The organism is Gemmatimonadota bacterium (genome assembly GCA_026706845.1).
In the GTDB taxonomy this organism is placed as follows: domain Bacteria; phylum Latescibacterota; class UBA2968; order UBA2968; family UBA2968; genus VXRD01.
In genome coordinates, this window is the sequence record JAPOXY010000085.1 from 1 (window position 1) to 15,538 (window position 15,538).

The following is a 15,538-nucleotide window of genomic DNA, read 5'->3' on the forward strand; positions in this document are numbered from 1 at the left end:
CAAGCTGGGATTGCACGAGAGGGCCATTGCGATCATGGCGCGCTGACGCATGCCGCCTGAGAGTTCATGGGGATACGCATCGACCTGACGGTCGGGACGCGGTAGGCGCACTTTGTTGAGGGCATCGATAGCGCGTTCACGAGCTTCTTTTTTGTCTGCGTTCTGATGCAGCATGATCGCCTCGGCAATTTGGTTGCCCACGGTGTGTACAGGGCTGAGAGAGGTCATAGGCTCCTGAAAGATCATGGCGATGTCATTCCCGCGAATGTCGCGCATTTGCGTGCCTTTGGGATTGAGCTGTGTCAGGTCAATGGGATCGCTTTCGGGATCTTTGTGAAAGAGGATCTGTCCGTGTTCGATTTTGCCCGGGGGACTCGGGATGAGGCGCATGGTTGAAAAGGCGGTGATGCTTTTTCCGCAGCCCGATTCGCCGACCAGGCCGAGGGTTTTTTCGGGTGCTATGGATAGGGATACGCCATCGACCGCGCGCACGACGCCATCGTCGGTGTGGAAATAGGTCTTGAGGTCGCGTATGTCTAAGAGCGGTTGGGTCATATCTTATCTGCTCGAATACGGGTCAGCTGCATCGCGCAGGCCATCGCCGAGGAAGTTGAAGGCGAGGACGGCGATGATGATGCAGACACCCGGGATGAGAAGCCAGGGATAGAGACTGAGTGAGTGAATGTTCATGGCGTCGGATAAGAGCAATCCCCAGGAGGTCATGGGGGGCTTGATGCCCAGGCCGAGAAAACTCAACGTGCTTTCGCCGAGGATGAATCCGGGAATTGCGAGGGTTGCAATGACGATGATGTGGCTGAACATGGACGGGAGCAGGTGCCGAAAAATGATGCGCCGATCTTTGGCGCCGGCCACGCGGGCGGCCAGTACAAAGTCCGCTTCGCGGATGGACAGGGTTTTACCGCGTATTTCACGGGCGAGTCCGCCCCAGCCCACGAGCGCGAGTACGGTGACAATACCCATAAAGACCAGGTGCGAGGGCCATTCGGGAGGCAGTATTGCGCTGAGAGCCATGAGGATGGGGATAGATGGAAATGCAAAGATGAGTTCGATGATGCGCTGGATGATGTTGTCGATATTGCCGCCGTAATAGCCAGAGATCACACCGAGTGTAGAGCCGAGGGTGAGGCTGATGAATACGGCGAGGAGACCAATGGTGAGGGAGATGCGTCCCCCTGCGATGATGCGCGAGAGCATGTCGCGCCCAAAGCGATCGGTGCCGAGGAGGAACATCGGATTGCCTTTGCCGGTGCCAAACAGGTGGATGTCGGTGGTAAAGAGGCCGTAGAATGTGTATTGGGCACCTCGCGCAAAGGGGTACACGGGATAGCGCACAGAGGCGTCTTCTGTATAGGCCTTGACGCCGGTTTGGAGGTCAAAAGATTTTTTGATGCCATAGACAAAGGGCCAGTGGATGCCGTCTTGAGAGAATATGTGGATGCGCTGGGCGGGCAGGTGTACGTAGTTATAGTAGCGATGCGCCGGATCGTGTGGGCATAGAAATTCGCCCAGAAAGACGCAGACGTAGAGAAAGATAACCACGCATCCACCGATGACGCCGGCGCGGTGTTTTTTAAAACGCCGCCAAATGAGCTGGTGCTGTGAATAGGTGGCGGTGGTTGTATTTTCTTCGACGAGGGTTTCTTCGCGCTCGTCGGGAGGTGTTTCGACGACACTACTCATAGCGAATCCTCGGGTCGAGCCAGGCCAGGAGAATATCGGCTAATAAATTGCCGATGAGCAAGAAAGTGGCGGCCAGGAGCAGGAATGCACCTGCCAGGTACATGTCTTGAGATGTGAGTGCTGTGAGAAAAATGGGACCGGCGGTTGGCAGGCCGAGTACGATGCCGGTGACAACGGCGCCAGAGAGCAGGTTGGGCAGTTCGAGGCCCAGGCGACTGACGAGGGGGTTGATGGCAATGCGCACGCCGTATTTGACGATGACTTTGCCTTCTTTGAGGCCCTTGGCGCGGCCGGTTTGAATGTGTTGTTGGCCGAGTATGTCGAGCAGGTTGCCGCGCATGATGCGGATGATACCCGCTGTGCTGCCCGTGCCGATGACGATGATGGGTACCCATATATGTTTGAGGAGATCGACAAATTTTGCCCACGTCCAGGCAGCGCCGATGTATTCGGGGGAGAGGAGCCCGCCTACGGATTCGGCTTCGAAGACGGCGACCTGAATGAACATGATGACCAGAGCCAGCAAAAAGTTTGGGGTGGCCAGGCCGATGAATCCGAGAAAGGTAAAGCCGTAATCGCCTATCGAATACTGCCGGGTGGCAGAGTAGATGCCAATGGGTATGGCGACGATCCAGGTGAAGATCAATGTGGAGAGTGTGAGTGTGAGTGTGAGGCCCAGTCGTTCGGCCAGGAGTTCCATCACGTCCATTTCGTAAGTGAAGGATTGCCCGAAGTCGCCTTTGCTGACGATTTTCCAGATCCAGTGGATGTATTGCACATAGATCGGGTCGTTGAGGCCATAGCGTTCGCGCAGGGCGTCGATTTGCGCCATCGCGCTTTCAGATCCGAGTTCGCCCTGTTCGGCCAATTCGGCGAGGCGAGAGGTGAGCATATCGCCCGGCGGCGCTTGTATGACCACAAAGCTGACCATTGAGATCAGGATCAACGTGGGGATCATGTGCAATAGACGACGGATGATGTAGTTGGTCATAGGCTATTGCTTTATAAATATCTGTTCGTGAAACACGGGGCGACCCCAGCCGCGGTGTACGTCGGCAGCGCTGCCCTGCATGGGGACATTGCCCAGTCGTGTGCTGGCGCCCCATATAGAGTAGGCGGATCCGACGACAATAACGGGTACGTTGTCGGTGTGGAGGTCGCGCACTTTTGTCATGTGTTCATGAACGGCTATGGGATCTACGGTTGTCAATACTTTTTTGATGCGCATTGTGGCTTCGTGCAACCACGCGGGACCTTCTTTGGAGGCGTTGCGGTGCCAAAAGGGGACGGTGGGTGCCATGATTGCCCAGTCATTGAGGCGGCCGAGAGGGTCGGCGGGTCCTTCGAGGCCCCAGTGGTGTATGTCGTATTCGCCGTTGAGGCGGCGGGGCCATACAATGTCGCGCAGGGAAATGTTCAGGTTGGCTTTGATGCCTATGTCGCGCCAGTGTTCGGAGACGAGTTCAGAGACATCGACGCCGACGCCGGGGACGACGTCGATGTTGAGTTCAAAACGCGAGCCGTCTTTGAGTTCGCGCCAACCATCGCCGTCTGTGTCGCGGTGTCCGGCTTTGTCGAGGAGGTCGCGGGATTTGTCGGGGTCGAATTTGGCGTATTTGCGATAGGCGGCTTCTGAATAGTGCGGATTAGAGGGCGCAAAGGAGTAGCCCGCGGGGTCGAGGAGGCCGTGATAGACGATCTGGTTGATTTCTTCGCGGTTGATCGCGTATGACAGGGCTATGCGTACGTCGCGGTTGCGAAAGGCTTCTCGCAGGGCGGGTTTTGGGGTGTCCCAGTTGAGGTAATATGCCGGACCGCGGTCTGGGCCGGTGATCCGCAATTTGAATTTGCCCTTTTTTTCTTCGGTGCGCAGGGTGGGAAACATGTTGATGCGAGAGTAGCGTCCAAACAGGTCGAGTTCGCCATTGACAAATTTGAGCAGGATAACCTGGGGGTCCTGGATGACGGTGAATTCGATGCGGTCTGCATAGGGCAGTTGGTTGCCCGCTGTGTCGATTTTCCAATAATAGGGGTTGCGCGCATAGACGATGCGCTGACCGCGAATCCATTCGACGGGGACCCAGGCGGATAAGCGCGGCATGCCGGGTTTCATGATGACCATGGCATTGGTGGCTTGTTCTCGAAATTCTTCATAGGTCGCTTCGGGGTTGTAGCGGGGGTGCAGGTGTGACAGGTGGTGTTTGGGCTGTGCGATGACGTCTGAACACAGGGCGTGTAATACGCGGCCGAGGGGTTTGGACGATGAGACTTCAAGGGTGTGGTCGTCGATTTTTTTCAGGTCAATGGGTTTGCCATCGACGACCCACACAGAGGGGGGTACGGGCTGGTTGTGGGGGCGGGCATTGTCGTCAAAGGTCATGTCGTAGTACCAGAACAATATGTCGTCAACTGTAAATGGTACGCCGTCAGACCATTTGATGCCTTTGCGGATTTTGAAGATTGCGGTCCGGCCTTCGTCGCGAAATTCAAAACTTTCCGCGAGGTTGTGTACGATGCTGTCGGGCATGGGACGCGCAAATCCCATGAGGTTTTCGCTCAGTGTTTTATTGACGCCCGCTGTTTGGATGATGTCGCCCGTGAGTGCGCGCCGCAAGACGCCACCGTATTGTCCGATGGTGTCCATGGGGACGACGATGAGAGGATTTTCGGGCAGGCGTTCAGATACGGGGGGGAGTTCCCCCTTTTTTACTTTTTCGGCGAGGATGGGGGCTTCATTAAAGGTGCGGTTGATGAGGATTTCCGGGTCGATTTGTACGGGTGCGCGCGTTTCGCGAATCGCCGCGTTGGATTGTGCGGCTTTACCTGTTTTTGCAAGATGCCCTGGGTCGGGTGCGAGACAACCACAGAAGATTAGGGGGATGAGAAAATAGGTTCGTTTCATAGGGGTTCTAAATTAAACAAACTGTTTCTTTTATGCGAGTTTTTTTTCTATCACCTTGACGGATTGGCTGTTGTGCGAGTATATTGTTTTTATGATTTCTGATGAGATGAGAAGACGCATCGCCGCGCTCAATCGCCGCGATTTGAAACACGCAGATGAGGTTTCGGAAGCCGAGGGGCAAGTAGAGCCTGAAGTTCGGTCTGCCCGTGGAGAGAGGCGCGCGCCCGATCCCGGCGAGTTGCGCGTGATGGCTGCTGCGTCCGATGCGCGATTGCATCTCTCGCTGGACGAGGTGGCACAGGGCGAGGAGATTCATACGCCCGCAGGCACATTTTTGCTGATTGATCAGACTGTTCAAGAGGTTCTGCGCGGTGGTGGGCGCGCGTTTGGCGCGCGATACGAACGCGCGATTGGTGCGTTACATGAGGGCAATGTGCCGCATGATCCGTATGATACATTTCATTCTTTGATTGATGTATGCGCCGAAGATGTGATTTACGTCGATATTGAGACGACGGGGTTGACGGCTGGTACGCCGCTGTTTTTGATTGGTGTGTTGGGGCATTTTGATGGCGATTTGCGCATCGTGCAGTTGCTGGCGCGGGATTATACGGAGGAGGCCGCGTTGTTGTCGCACTTCGTCACCATGTTGGATGCGTCAACGGTGGTTGTGAGCTTTAATGGCAAGTCGTATGATTTGCCCTATATCCGCGACCGGTGTTTGTTTCTGGGTGTGCCGTTTCAGATGCGACAAGCACATATCGATATGTTGCATGCGGGACGTCGCATTTGGGGCAAGCAGTTGCCCAATTGCAAGTTGCAGACTCTGGAGCAATATATTTGCCGCCGCACCCGGCAAGGCGATATTCCAGGCGCGGAGATTCCCAATGCGTATCACCGGTTTGTCAAGTCGGGAAATGCCGTGCAAATGCGCGATATTTTGTACCACAATGCGCTGGATCTGCTGACGACGACAGAGGTGTTATTGCGTGTGCTGGAGGGGAAGAGGGAAGTGTAGGGGCGACCCCCCCGTATAAAAGCATTACGGGGCAGGCTCTGTGGTCGCCCACAGGTAATCATGAGGGACGGCACAGGGATCGTCCTCTACGCCTTGTCCAATATGGCGTTGAATGTTGCGCTCGGGCGCATGGCTGCTGTTATTTTTTCGGTGTCTGGGAGGTAATAGCCGCCCATGTCAACGGGTGGACCCTGTGCTGCATTGAGTTCGTCGATGATGGTTGTTTCATTTGCTTCGAGTTGTTGTGCCAATTTTGCAAATCGCGTTTGAAGTGCCGCGTCTTCGCTTTGTTGGGCCAGTGCTTGTGCCCAGTATAGCGCGAGGTAAAAATGGCTTCCGCGGTTGTCCAATTCGTGTACTATGCGCGAAGGCGATTTTCTGTTGTTTAAAAATACGCGGGTTGCCTCGTTTAGTGTTTCGGATAGGATGCTGGCTGTTTTGTTGTTGGTTTTATGTCCCAGGTCTTCGAGGGATGCGGCAAGGGCCAATATTTCTCCCATTGAATCCCACCTCAAATGCCCTTCTTCTACAAATTGCTGTACGTGCTTGGGGGCAGAGCCTCCGGCACCGGTTTCGAAGAGGCTTCCGCCTGCGAGAAGGGGTACAATTGAGAGCATTTTTGCACTGGTTCCCAGTTCGAGTATTGGGAACAAATCTGTGAGGTAGTCGCGCAAGACATTGCCGGTGACGGAGATGGTGTCTTTGCCCTCTTTTGCGCGTTGCAGGGTTGCGCGCATGGCTTTTGTTGGGGACAGTATCTGGATGTCTAAACCGCTTGTGTCACAGTCTTTCAAATAGGTATCGACTTTGTCGATCAGATTTCTGTCGTGCGCTCTGTTTTCGTCCAACCAGAATATGGCCGCTGATCCGGTTATTCTCGCGCGGTTGACGGCGAGGTTGACCCAGTCCCGTATTGGAAGGTCCCTGGTCTGACACGCGCGCCAGATGTCCCCTTTTTCCACTTCGTGCTCGAGCAAGACCTGTTCCGAAGTATCGATGACGCGAACGCGGCCGTTTGCAGGTATTTCATAAGTTTTGTCGTGCGATCCGTATTCTTCTGCTTTTTGTGCCATTAATCCCACGTTGGATACATTGCCCATTGTGGTGACATCAAATGTTCCGTGTTCTTTGTGAAAGTCGATGATTTCGCGATAGATGCGCGCATAAGAGCGGTCAGGAATGGTGTATATGGTGTCGCGGAGTTCACCGTCGGGTCCCCACATTTGTCCGGATTCGCGGATTGCTGCGGGCATGGATGCGTCGATGATTACGTCGCTGGGTACGTGTAGATTTGTGATGCCGCGATCTGAGTTGACCATCGCGAGGGCCGGGCGATGGGTATAACAGGCGGCAATGTCGGATTCGATTTCTGCGCGTTGCGTTTCTGGCAGGCGCGCAATTTTTGTATATACTTCTCCAATGCCGTTGTCTGGGTCGATGCCGAGTTCATCAAATACAGCGGCGTGTTTTTCAAATACGTCTTTGTAATAGACAGAGACCGCGTGACCAAAGAGGATCGGGTCTGATACTTTCATCATGGTGGCTTTGAGGTGGAGTGAGAATAATACGCCTTTGTTTTTTGCATTTTCGAGTTGGGTTTCGTAAAATGCGCGCAGTGCGCGACAGTTCATGGCCATTGCATCGACGACTTCACCGGTCTGGACGGATATGTCGTCTTTGAGAACCGTTGTGTTTCCATTGCTGTCGATAAACTCGATTTTAAGCGTTCCGTCTTCTGCTGCTACGATGGATTGTTCACTGCCGTAGAAGTCTCCATCGCGCATGTATGCCACATGTGATTGGGATTCTGAGGTCCATTCGCCCATGGGATGCGGGTTGTTTTTGGCGTATTCTTTTACGGCAGAGGCCACCCTGCGATCCGAGTTTCCCTCTCGTAAGACGGGGTTTACGGCACTTCCCAGAACTTTTGCATATCGGTCTTTAATTTCTCGCTCTGCTTCGGTTTGTGGTTCTTCTGGATAGTCCGGGATATCATATCCCTTTTCTTGCAGTTCGCGGATTGCTGCGGTCAACTGGGGTATGGAGGCGCTGATGTTGGGCAGTTTGATGATGTTGGCTTCGGGTGTTTTTGCCAGTTCACCCAATTCCATCAGCGCATCGGATTGTTTCTGGCTTTCGGTCAAGTTTTCCGGAAAATTCGCAATGATTCTGCCGGCAAGAGAAATATCTTCTATTGTTATTTCAATGCCTGCGGGCTCTGTGAAGGTTTTGATGATTGGGAGCAGAGAGCACGTTGCCAATGCGGGTGCTTCATCGGTTTTTGTATAGACGATTGAGGCCATGATATTCCCTGAGTTTTGTTGTGGCGGATTTTGAAGTGCGTATTATACGAGTATGGGAAGGCGTACGTCAAGTAGATATTTGCAGGATTTCGGGAACGCGGATGTTGTTTGTGAATCTAAAATGGGGATTGGGTGTTACCACAAGAGAAGGAGAAAAAGCATGAATATGCGGTGGATCATTGGTTTATTTTTTTTCGGGTGTGTTGCAGCGCAGCAGGTCTGGGCGGAGACTTCATTGGGGTTGCCGGTTGAAGGTGTTCAGACGATTGTGTTGCGCAATGAGGTGGGTAAGAACCAGATTCAGTTTGTGAGTTCGGCACCGCTGGAGGAGATTCACGGTACAGCGTCGGAGATTTCGGGTGCGTTGAAGCTGGATCCGGCGAATGTGGAGGGTATGACGGGGAAGATTGAGGTGCAGGTTGCGAGTATGGAAACGGGTATTGAGAAGCGCGACGCGCATTTGCATAGCGCGGATTGGTTGGATGAAAAACAGTTTCCGGTGATTGTGTTTGAGATTGCGGGGTTGAAGGATGTGTCTGTGGAGACAGGGGAAGATAGGGCGTTTATTAAGGGTTTGGCTATGGGGACGTTTTCACTGCACGGGATGGATAAGGAGATGGAGATTCCTTTTGAGGCGACGTATTTGCTGGCGTCGGAGCAGACAAAGAAGCGAGCACCGGGGGATTTTTTTGTGGTTAAGGGCGAGTTTGAGATTGCGTTGAAGGATTTTGATATTGCAGGCGCGCGCGGGCTGGTGGGCAACCGGGTTGGGAAGAAGATCGATTTGCAGACAAACTTTTTTGGTTCGACGCACCCAAAAAGGGCATACGAGATGGACGTTGATACCCCGTCTCCTCCTTGACTTCGCGTACTGTAGCTTGCGTTGTCGATTCACCTGAATCAATCTCATTTATATTTGCGCCTCGCCAAAAGCTGCTTCAAATAAAAGTGTTCAGCACCTGCCTTGAACTGTCTATGAAACAAGAAGTCATCCCCTCATCTATTTCGTAGCAATCGCTACTATTTTATCCCCAAATCGATTTCGTAAGCCATTATCACTCTGCGCTTGCCCAGGTACGCGATTTCTTCCATGCGAGACCATCCGAGTTTCTCGTAATAATTCGGTAGTGTTCCGGATGTGTACAGATAGAGTATCGGCCTGTTCAGCTTTCGGGTCTCTGCAATCGCACCCGCAATTAGCAATGCGCCTGCACCCCGGCGTCGAAAATTCGGAAATACGAATAATTGTGCTAACCAGGGTGCAATATCAGGACGGAGTGGCAGATCGTTTTCGATTACGTTTACGGAGCCGAGAACGGTTGCTTTTTCTACGGCTACGAGCGTGGTCGGCAGGCTCTCGGATTCGGCTGCGAAGTGGAGTAACTCGCGATATTCTTTTAGTGTGTTTCGACCTGTAAGAGGTCCCCACAGTTCAAATTGCGCCTCTGATAATGTGTCAATGGCATCGAGGTGATGTTTGATATTCTCGATTTGCATGGCTTATTAAGACAGGCTATTCCACATTCGTTTTTACGGTACCACAATAGAATTTGTAGTACCTGTGCTGTCGCAATCCAAATTCCTCATTTTTTCTCATAAGCACATTGGAGTTCCTCTGCGTTAGCCCTCCGTCTCGACGAGAGACCAGCGCTCGCTCAGGCGCTTAAGTTCAGGAAGATGCTCAGGCCAATCGTGTAAAGTAGCTGGGTCAAAATCAGCCCCATTCGGCCATACCAGAGTATGGACCTCTGGATCAATCCGCACTTGGTTGAATAAGGATAAATCCCGAAGAGGCCCAAATAATTCACCTTCCAATATGGTCTGGAAATCAATCATCTGTTCCGTATCATCGTCAAAACAAACGCGAAGCGTATAGGGTGCGTGTATTTCAAAAAATATTACGCGATATATGGGATGATGCATGTCGATCTCCTTTATTGAAGAGGATCTATTTTGAAAGGTGCTCGACCTGATTGTAATCGTTCCCAATCTGCCAGTAATTCTTCATGGTGTAACTCTATCCAGGCCTCAATTAGACGCTGCTGGCGCCGTGGAAGTTGACCCGCAATCAACTCAATGGTATCAATGGCATATACCCCAACGTCTCCTTGATAATAAGCGTGAAAATGAGGTCGGTGATGAGGTGCATTAGGCTCAGCATACATACGTATTATGATGCCGAAAAATCGGGCAATCTCTGGCATTACACTCCTTTTCCATCCTATCAAAGTGTACTATTACGAATCAAAATCATCAAGAGAAATTCTGAGTCAACAGATTTTTGTGTATGCTCGTTTAACGGGTCACCGATGGAATGAGCTACCTGTTTGATTATTCAACTGAACCAATTGCACATATTTGGACAAGTTCACCTATCTAATCCTTTACCCTCCATAAAAGATTTGAGCAGTTTTATACACTTATCCTGATTCTGCCTGTTAATATTACCAAATGTTACGTATTCTAAAGTACTAAAACCCTGTTTATCGTGTGCGAATATACTTGCTCCTGCATGCAGAAGGAGTTTCAGACCTTCGATATTTCTTCGTTCTGCAGCCACCATTAATGGGGTTTTGCCCTGTTCATCGTTAAGCGCAAAGTCTGCACCGTGACCCAATAGCATTTTAGTAGCTTGCGTGCGGTCATATAATAGAGCAAATAGCAAGGGCGTTCTCCCCAATGGATCTCTCTGATTAACATTTATTTTGTTGTTTAACAATGTCTTTAACAATGTTGTGTCGCCCGCGCCAGCAGCCAGATGCAAGATATATCTCTCATCTACGCCCTGTCTCAAGATTTTTCGCACGAGTTCTACATCATTTGATTCAATAATTTTCTGAAGAACGGTCTTTCCTCTTTCATCTATAGTGTTGATTTCGACAAGCGAAAGGTCTGCGCCATGATCCAATAGCATTTCAGCACATTGCGTGCGATCATATAATAGAGCAAATAGCAGTGGCGTTCTCCCCAATGGATCCTTTTGATTGATATTTATTTTATTTTTTAAGAATGTCTTTAACAATGTTGTGTCGCCTACACTGGCAGCCAGATGTACGATATATCTTTCATCCACACCACGTCTTAAAACTGTTCGCACGAGTTCTACATCATTTGATTCAATAATTCTCTGAAGAACGGTCCTACCTTTTTTGTCTATAGTGTTAATTTTGATTCCGTACTTTAATAATAAATCTACCATTTCGAAGTCTTCCCGTTCAAAGGCTATAAATACAGGAAGCTCGTCTTCACTATTGGGAGCCGATGGATTAGCCCCATTTTTTAGCAAAATTTTAGCACTGTTCACATGTCCTTTATTGACTGCTGCAATCAATGCCGTTTGGTCGAAATGATCTTTGGCATGAATCTCAGCATGAGATTCGAGCAGCATGTTTATGATGTGCTCATGACCATTCAGAGCTGCGTAAATGAGAGGTGTTCTTCCAAATCTATCCCGCTCATTTATATTTACGCCTTTCTTTAGTAAGTTTTTTACTTTGGTGGTATCTCCGATCTCTGCCGCGATATTCAACTCATTCCCCATTATATTTTGTGTATTACAAAAAAAGAGAATTGAAAAACTTCCCAGAGTTCTCAGGATAAATCTTGAATACATGGTCTTTCTCCTTACGACGCGATATAATTTTTTGCGCCTCGCCAAAAGCTGCTTCAAATTCCTTTTCACGCTCTGGCTTAACGTCCCATATTGCAACTTCTAAAATCATTTTCTGTTCCTTTTGTTTGTTGAGATGTCAGCCGACAAATTTCTCAAAAATAAAAGATTCCCGCTAAATAGCCTATTCAGCGGGAACTCCTGAGTATTGATAAGCACCTTTGGGTTAGCTCTGCTAAATTAGATTGTTGAACATCTACGAGAATGAAACCATGTTGGTTGACGATTTCAATCATCTGTGCGTTATAGACGAGCGTGCGTTCCAGAAACTTATCAATCATTCTTCGTTCCCGAAGCGACTTCGAATGATACAGGCTTTCATCGCGAATCCTCTGCCGAAAAACCTCCTCACTCCCTGTAAGCCATAATGCAGAAATATTTGCGAAGTTCAGGGTTGCTACAAGTTCGGGCCATAGCGCTGATCCTTCTATGATTAATCCCCCTCGGGAAGGATCATTGATGTGAGACGCGACAATTTCCTCAACTTTTGGCCATACATTGACCCTGTAGTGGTGGAGTACATCTTTGATTAGTTCGTCAACTGATAGGGAGAGATAGTGTTCCGCCACATGGTCGGGTACCTTTTCTGGTGCGGGTCGCCATGGTCGGCCAGGATGACGGGCAAGTGTGTCTGTGGAGATTCGGTTCCACCCCAGATTTTCGGCTATCGACTCGGATAGGGCCGACTTTCCTGAGTGGGATGAGCCGCCGATGAGAATTACTCTTAAGTGGGTAGGTACATCACGCATAATTTTTATTGTTCGAGCATGTGAAAAAAGTGTCCTTGAAGTCTTTATCGCTCTGTTCACTCGTAACGCAGCGCGTCAACCGGATTTCTGCGCGCATTCTTTAAGATGAGAAATCCTACGGTGGTCCCGGTAATGAACAGGGTTAATAATCCCGTGCCCGCAAATAGGGTGATTTCCGCCTGTGTTCGATAGGCAAATGATTCTAACCATTGGCGAATGCTCCAGTAGGCGATGGGGAGAGCAATCGCATTTGATATAACGACCAGGAACAAAAATTCTTTTAAGAATAATCGCAAGATATTGTACTCTGAGGCACCTAATACCTTTCGGATTCCAATTTCTTTTGTGCGTCGCTCAACCATGAATGAGACCAGGCCAAGTAGTCCCAAACAAGAGATGAGAATGGCCAATGCAGAGAATGCGCTGAAAACATGACTCAACTGAATTTCTTTCGCATAGTTTGTGTGGTCCAGTTTTTCGTCTAAAAATGCATAGGTAAAAGGTCGTTCGGGTAGTAGTTCCTTCCACATTTGTCCAATAAATTGAAGGGTTTCACGCATATTTTGAGGGGCAATTTTGAGATACAGAAATTTCATCGAACCCTGTCGGAAGACCAGGGTGCGAAAGGATTGATTAAATTGGAGCAGGCGAGCTGTTGCGCGACCTTTTGGCGATAGTGGATGAATATTTCCAGATACCTGCAATGCGAAATGATCATCCCAAATATCCTGGCGAGGATTGAACAGCGAGGTGATACTCCCTGTTTGTGGATCAATAGATGCTATGTCGCTTCCCTTATGCTTATTGCATAATGAACATGAAAGCGCGAGATTTTCAGAGATTGTTTGCCCACCGTGTTTTTGGGCAATGATGTGATCAATTTGGTGTGTAGAAAATGAAAATGATTGTGGAATAAGACAGTATTCGCATAGTTCATTAGCACGTTCAATAACCTGACTACGCAGATTGGTGGGAATATATGATGAACTCATTAGGTCTTGAGCTTTAAGGCAGCGTTTGCTTTGGCTAACCGAATCAGATGTTCAAGATATTCATAGTGTGCCCATTCTTTTTCTTCTTCGGGCTGCAATCCCTCAGTGCGATTCTTTTTTAGCAAAGCGTCAATTCGTTTTTGTAATCTATCTGATGGTCGAAGTTCTATAATTTCTTCGGCAGAAGGAAGGGCGATCAGCTTTTCTAATATCTCCGAAGCATCTTCAAAGGTCGAATGCGCATTTGCATCAATTTTGCGAAGTCCAAGTTCTATAATTTCGGCGTGATCTTCTCTATCGCGCAACCGCGCGGCCAGATCGTCGGGAATATCCATCGTGATTTTCATGATAGACCTCTTGATGTTTGCGGCGCAATACGGCTATTTCCCTATAAAATAATCAATAATAACCGTTTTTCAAGGCTGAACTTTTTTCAGAGTGAACAAAGTCAGGCGCATTGCCTGTTATTTTGTAAAAATGCTTGTACGCTCACATCAGTAAAGAAAAAGTATTTTAATGTGCCACAGAGCTTTCAGCCTGCGGTAGAGGGACTCGATCTTCAAAGAAGTCTTAGCCTTTCCGTTCACTTATAACGTAACGTAGCGTGTCAACTTAAAAATTGCTGATTCTCACACTTAGAGTTAGCTACTCCCGAAAGTGTTTGATTATCCATTCGCTCGCCGGATGTCTGATCTGGATCAGTTGATCAATAACCGCTGCCTGGTCGTAGTCCACACGCCGAAAATGGATCTGGTAACCTGATTCATCTGATTCCAAAATCACATAGCTTGCACGAAGGTCTGGGGGATGTGGATTACTCACAGAGCCGATGTTAATTGCTCGACGGCCATTGACCATTACATCTAAGGTGCGGTGGTGATGGCCTCCTATGATCAAGTCTGCATCGCAGTCGCCCAGCACAAGCGCGAGTTCCTCTTCGTTTAGACCTGCCTTGATACCCAGGCCGTCATCTCGCCCGGGTGCAGAGTGAACAGCAAGGACTCGCGTTCCGTCTGGCAGATTGGCTTCTATCTCAAGAGGCAACTCAGACAACCAGTTCAACCAACCTGCATTTGTTATGGCACCTTGAGTCCACGAAAAAGTTGCTGCACACTCTACAAGCGCCGTCAATTTGCTTGGGTCTTTCGCGGCTTCCTGCATCGACGGTGGGGGACGGTCAACAGCGAAGACATAACGATCTGTGTTGCCACGGATGATCCTGGTGTTTGGCAATGCGGAAACGCGTTCGAGAACTTCGACTGGACAGGGTCCCAATGCTACAAGATCTCCGAGGATCCAATACTCATCGAATGGCTCCGAATTTGCTATGTCCTTGAGAACGGCATCAAGAGCAATGATATTTCCGTGAATGTCAGAAAAAATGGCGATTCTCATACACAGTTCCTTGGGCTATTCTTTTATTACCGAAACGCCGTCAACTTCGATTTTCTCTCCGACCTGTCCTATTTCAGTGAAATACTGTTCATAAAAGTCACTGGGCGATAAACCTGAACGGCTCAACATGTCGTATATCTCTCGGCGGCTCAGGTTCGGGGCCAGTGTCCAGACTCTGTCCTGTACGCAAGAAACGCCTGTGACCCCACGCAGAGCATCATCAATTCTTCGACGATGCCACCACGTAAACGGTTCGGGCAACTGATCTGGACTGAAATAGCCAACATCTAAAACCTCGTTCGCTTGAGGTACCGGTTTGTCATTCTTCGGAATGGCCGCGTAAACGATCGCATGGTCACCGCCTGAGCGCCAGTTTGGACTTGAGTATATACCAACCAGGCGTACGAGATGGATGTCGATCCCCGTCTCCTCTTTGACTTCGCGTATCGCCGCTTGTGCAGTCGATTCGCCTGAATCAATTGCACCACCGGGTAATGCCCAGACCTCGACATCCTTCCGCTTAATGAGTAGAACTTGTCCGTCTGAGACAACTACTGCACTGGCTCCAAAATTTGGCACTGGTTTTTTCTCCTTTAATATTTTTGAGTCTTCTATCTATTGCATACACCTGAAATTGTCCAATAATTCAAATTTTTTGGCCTCTTCCCCGAACCTTTTGCGTTTTGAGAATATGCCAGCAATTTTAACCTGCGACAGTGGTTGAACAGAGTCCGATTTCATTCGAAGTAGTTCTTGAACATCACACCCTCCCGATAGGTCTTGCACTTAAACACCTTTCTGTGGGTTG

15 protein-coding genes and 2 pseudogenes are annotated in these 15,538 nt (G+C 49.6%); 2 read left to right on the plus strand and 15 right to left on the minus strand.

What is annotated here, in order from left to right; genetic code table 11:
* The 4 genes from OXG87_08585 to OXG87_08600 form a co-directional block, all read right to left on the minus strand.
* Positions 1–555 (minus strand): ABC transporter ATP-binding protein (locus tag OXG87_08585; protein MCY3869602.1); only part of this gene is annotated, 555 nt, incomplete at its 3' end.
* A 3-nt stretch (positions 556–558) separates the two neighbouring features.
* On the minus strand, positions 559–1,701 hold the full coding sequence (locus OXG87_08590; GenBank protein MCY3869603.1) for an ABC transporter permease: 1,143 nt from the start codon (positions 1,699–1,701) through the stop codon (positions 559–561).
* On the minus strand, positions 1,694–2,692 hold the full coding sequence (locus tag OXG87_08595; protein ID MCY3869604.1) for an ABC transporter permease: 999 nt from the start codon (positions 2,690–2,692) through the stop codon (positions 1,694–1,696). The genes OXG87_08590 and OXG87_08595 overlap by 8 nt, the downstream gene beginning before the upstream one ends.
* A 3-nt stretch (positions 2,693–2,695) precedes the next feature.
* Positions 2,696–4,603, minus strand: a complete 1,908-nt coding sequence (locus OXG87_08600) for an ABC transporter substrate-binding protein (protein MCY3869605.1) — start codon at positions 4,601–4,603, stop codon at positions 2,696–2,698.
* A gap of 106 nt (positions 4,604–4,709) precedes the next feature.
* Between OXG87_08600 and OXG87_08605 the strand changes: the two genes are divergently transcribed.
* A complete protein-coding gene (locus OXG87_08605; GenBank protein ID MCY3869606.1) occupies positions 4,710–5,621 on the plus strand; it encodes a ribonuclease H-like domain-containing protein in 912 nt (303 codons plus the stop codon).
* An 86-nt stretch (positions 5,622–5,707) separates the two neighbouring features.
* Here the strand turns inward: OXG87_08605 and OXG87_08610 are convergent, their stop codons facing one another.
* The gene (locus OXG87_08610; GenBank protein MCY3869607.1) at positions 5,708–7,924 is read right to left on the minus strand and encodes an NADP-dependent isocitrate dehydrogenase; all 2,217 of its coding nucleotides are present in this window, start codon (positions 7,922–7,924) and stop codon (positions 5,708–5,710) included.
* A gap of 160 nt (positions 7,925–8,084) precedes the next feature.
* On the opposite strand from OXG87_08610, the gene OXG87_08615 reads away from it, so the two are divergent.
* Entirely contained in the window at positions 8,085–8,786 is a 702-nt protein-coding gene (locus OXG87_08615) for a YceI family protein (GenBank protein MCY3869608.1), read from the plus strand.
* A gap of 158 nt (positions 8,787–8,944) precedes the next feature.
* Here the strand turns inward: OXG87_08615 and OXG87_08620 are convergent, their stop codons facing one another.
* From OXG87_08620 to OXG87_08665, 10 genes and pseudogenes are all read right to left on the minus strand, one after another.
* On the minus strand, positions 8,945–9,421 hold the full coding sequence (locus tag OXG87_08620) for a GNAT family N-acetyltransferase (protein MCY3869609.1): 477 nt from the start codon (positions 9,419–9,421) through the stop codon (positions 8,945–8,947).
* Positions 9,422–9,544: 123 nt separating this feature from the next.
* The gene (locus OXG87_08625; protein ID MCY3869610.1) at positions 9,545–9,847 is read right to left on the minus strand and encodes a DUF2442 domain-containing protein; all 303 of its coding nucleotides are present in this window, start codon (positions 9,845–9,847) and stop codon (positions 9,545–9,547) included.
* A gap of 11 nt (positions 9,848–9,858) precedes the next feature.
* Positions 9,859–10,128, minus strand: a complete 270-nt coding sequence (locus tag OXG87_08630) for a DUF4160 domain-containing protein (protein ID MCY3869611.1) — start codon at positions 10,126–10,128, stop codon at positions 9,859–9,861.
* A 164-nt stretch (positions 10,129–10,292) separates the two neighbouring features.
* Positions 10,293–11,453, minus strand: coding sequence for an ankyrin repeat domain-containing protein (locus OXG87_08635; protein ID MCY3869612.1), 1,161 nt, complete (start codon positions 11,451–11,453; stop codon positions 10,293–10,295).
* A gap of 103 nt (positions 11,454–11,556) precedes the next feature.
* Positions 11,557–11,646 (minus strand): annotated as a pseudogene (locus OXG87_08640) (antibiotic biosynthesis monooxygenase).
* 76 nt (positions 11,647–11,722) lie between these two features.
* A complete protein-coding gene (locus OXG87_08645; protein ID MCY3869613.1) occupies positions 11,723–12,343 on the minus strand; it encodes a 2-phosphoglycerate kinase in 621 nt (206 codons plus the stop codon).
* Between the two features lie 629 nt (positions 12,344–12,972).
* Positions 12,973–13,335, minus strand: a pseudogene (locus OXG87_08650) (HNH endonuclease signature motif containing protein).
* Positions 13,335–13,682, minus strand: a complete 348-nt coding sequence (locus OXG87_08655) for a hypothetical protein (GenBank protein ID MCY3869614.1) — start codon at positions 13,680–13,682, stop codon at positions 13,335–13,337. Before OXG87_08655 ends, OXG87_08650 begins: the two are co-directional and overlap by 1 nt.
* Before the next feature lie 298 nt (positions 13,683–13,980).
* Positions 13,981–14,730 carry a metallophosphoesterase family protein gene (locus tag OXG87_08660; GenBank protein ID MCY3869615.1) on the minus strand — a complete coding sequence of 250 codons (750 nt, stop codon included), beginning with the start codon at positions 14,728–14,730 and terminating at the stop codon, positions 13,981–13,983.
* A 15-nt stretch (positions 14,731–14,745) separates the two neighbouring features.
* A complete protein-coding gene (locus OXG87_08665; protein ID MCY3869616.1) occupies positions 14,746–15,309 on the minus strand; it encodes an NUDIX domain-containing protein in 564 nt (187 codons plus the stop codon).
* Between the last annotated feature and the right edge of the window lie 229 nt (positions 15,310–15,538).

Bases quoted from the DNA above. Each gene is read 5' to 3' on its own strand.
- OXG87_08590 (MCY3869603.1), bottom strand. From the start codon at position 1,701: ATGAGTAGTGTCGTCGAAACACCTCCCGACGAGCGCGAAGAAACCCTC.
- OXG87_08595 (MCY3869604.1), bottom strand. From the start codon at position 2,692: ATGACCAACTACATCATCCGTCGTCTATTGCACATGATCCCCACGTTG.
- OXG87_08600 (MCY3869605.1), bottom strand. From the start codon at position 4,603: ATGAAACGAACCTATTTTCTCATCCCCCTAATCTTCTGTGGTTGTCTC.
- OXG87_08605 (MCY3869606.1), top strand. From the start codon at position 4,710: ATGAGAAGACGCATCGCCGCGCTCAATCGCCGCGATTTGAAACACGCA.
- OXG87_08610 (MCY3869607.1), bottom strand. From the start codon at position 7,924: ATGGCCTCAATCGTCTATACAAAAACCGATGAAGCACCCGCATTGGCA.
- OXG87_08615 (MCY3869608.1), top strand. From the start codon at position 8,085: ATGAATATGCGGTGGATCATTGGTTTATTTTTTTTCGGGTGTGTTGCA.
- OXG87_08620 (MCY3869609.1), bottom strand. From the start codon at position 9,421: ATGCAAATCGAGAATATCAAACATCACCTCGATGCCATTGACACATTA.
- OXG87_08625 (MCY3869610.1), bottom strand. From the start codon at position 9,847: ATGCATCATCCCATATATCGCGTAATATTTTTTGAAATACACGCACCC.
- OXG87_08630 (MCY3869611.1), bottom strand. From the start codon at position 10,128: ATGCCAGAGATTGCCCGATTTTTCGGCATCATAATACGTATGTATGCT.
- OXG87_08645 (MCY3869613.1), bottom strand. From the start codon at position 12,343: ATGCGTGATGTACCTACCCACTTAAGAGTAATTCTCATCGGCGGCTCA.
- OXG87_08655 (MCY3869614.1), bottom strand. From the start codon at position 13,682: ATGAAAATCACGATGGATATTCCCGACGATCTGGCCGCGCGGTTGCGC.
- OXG87_08660 (MCY3869615.1), bottom strand. From the start codon at position 14,730: ATGAGAATCGCCATTTTTTCTGACATTCACGGAAATATCATTGCTCTT.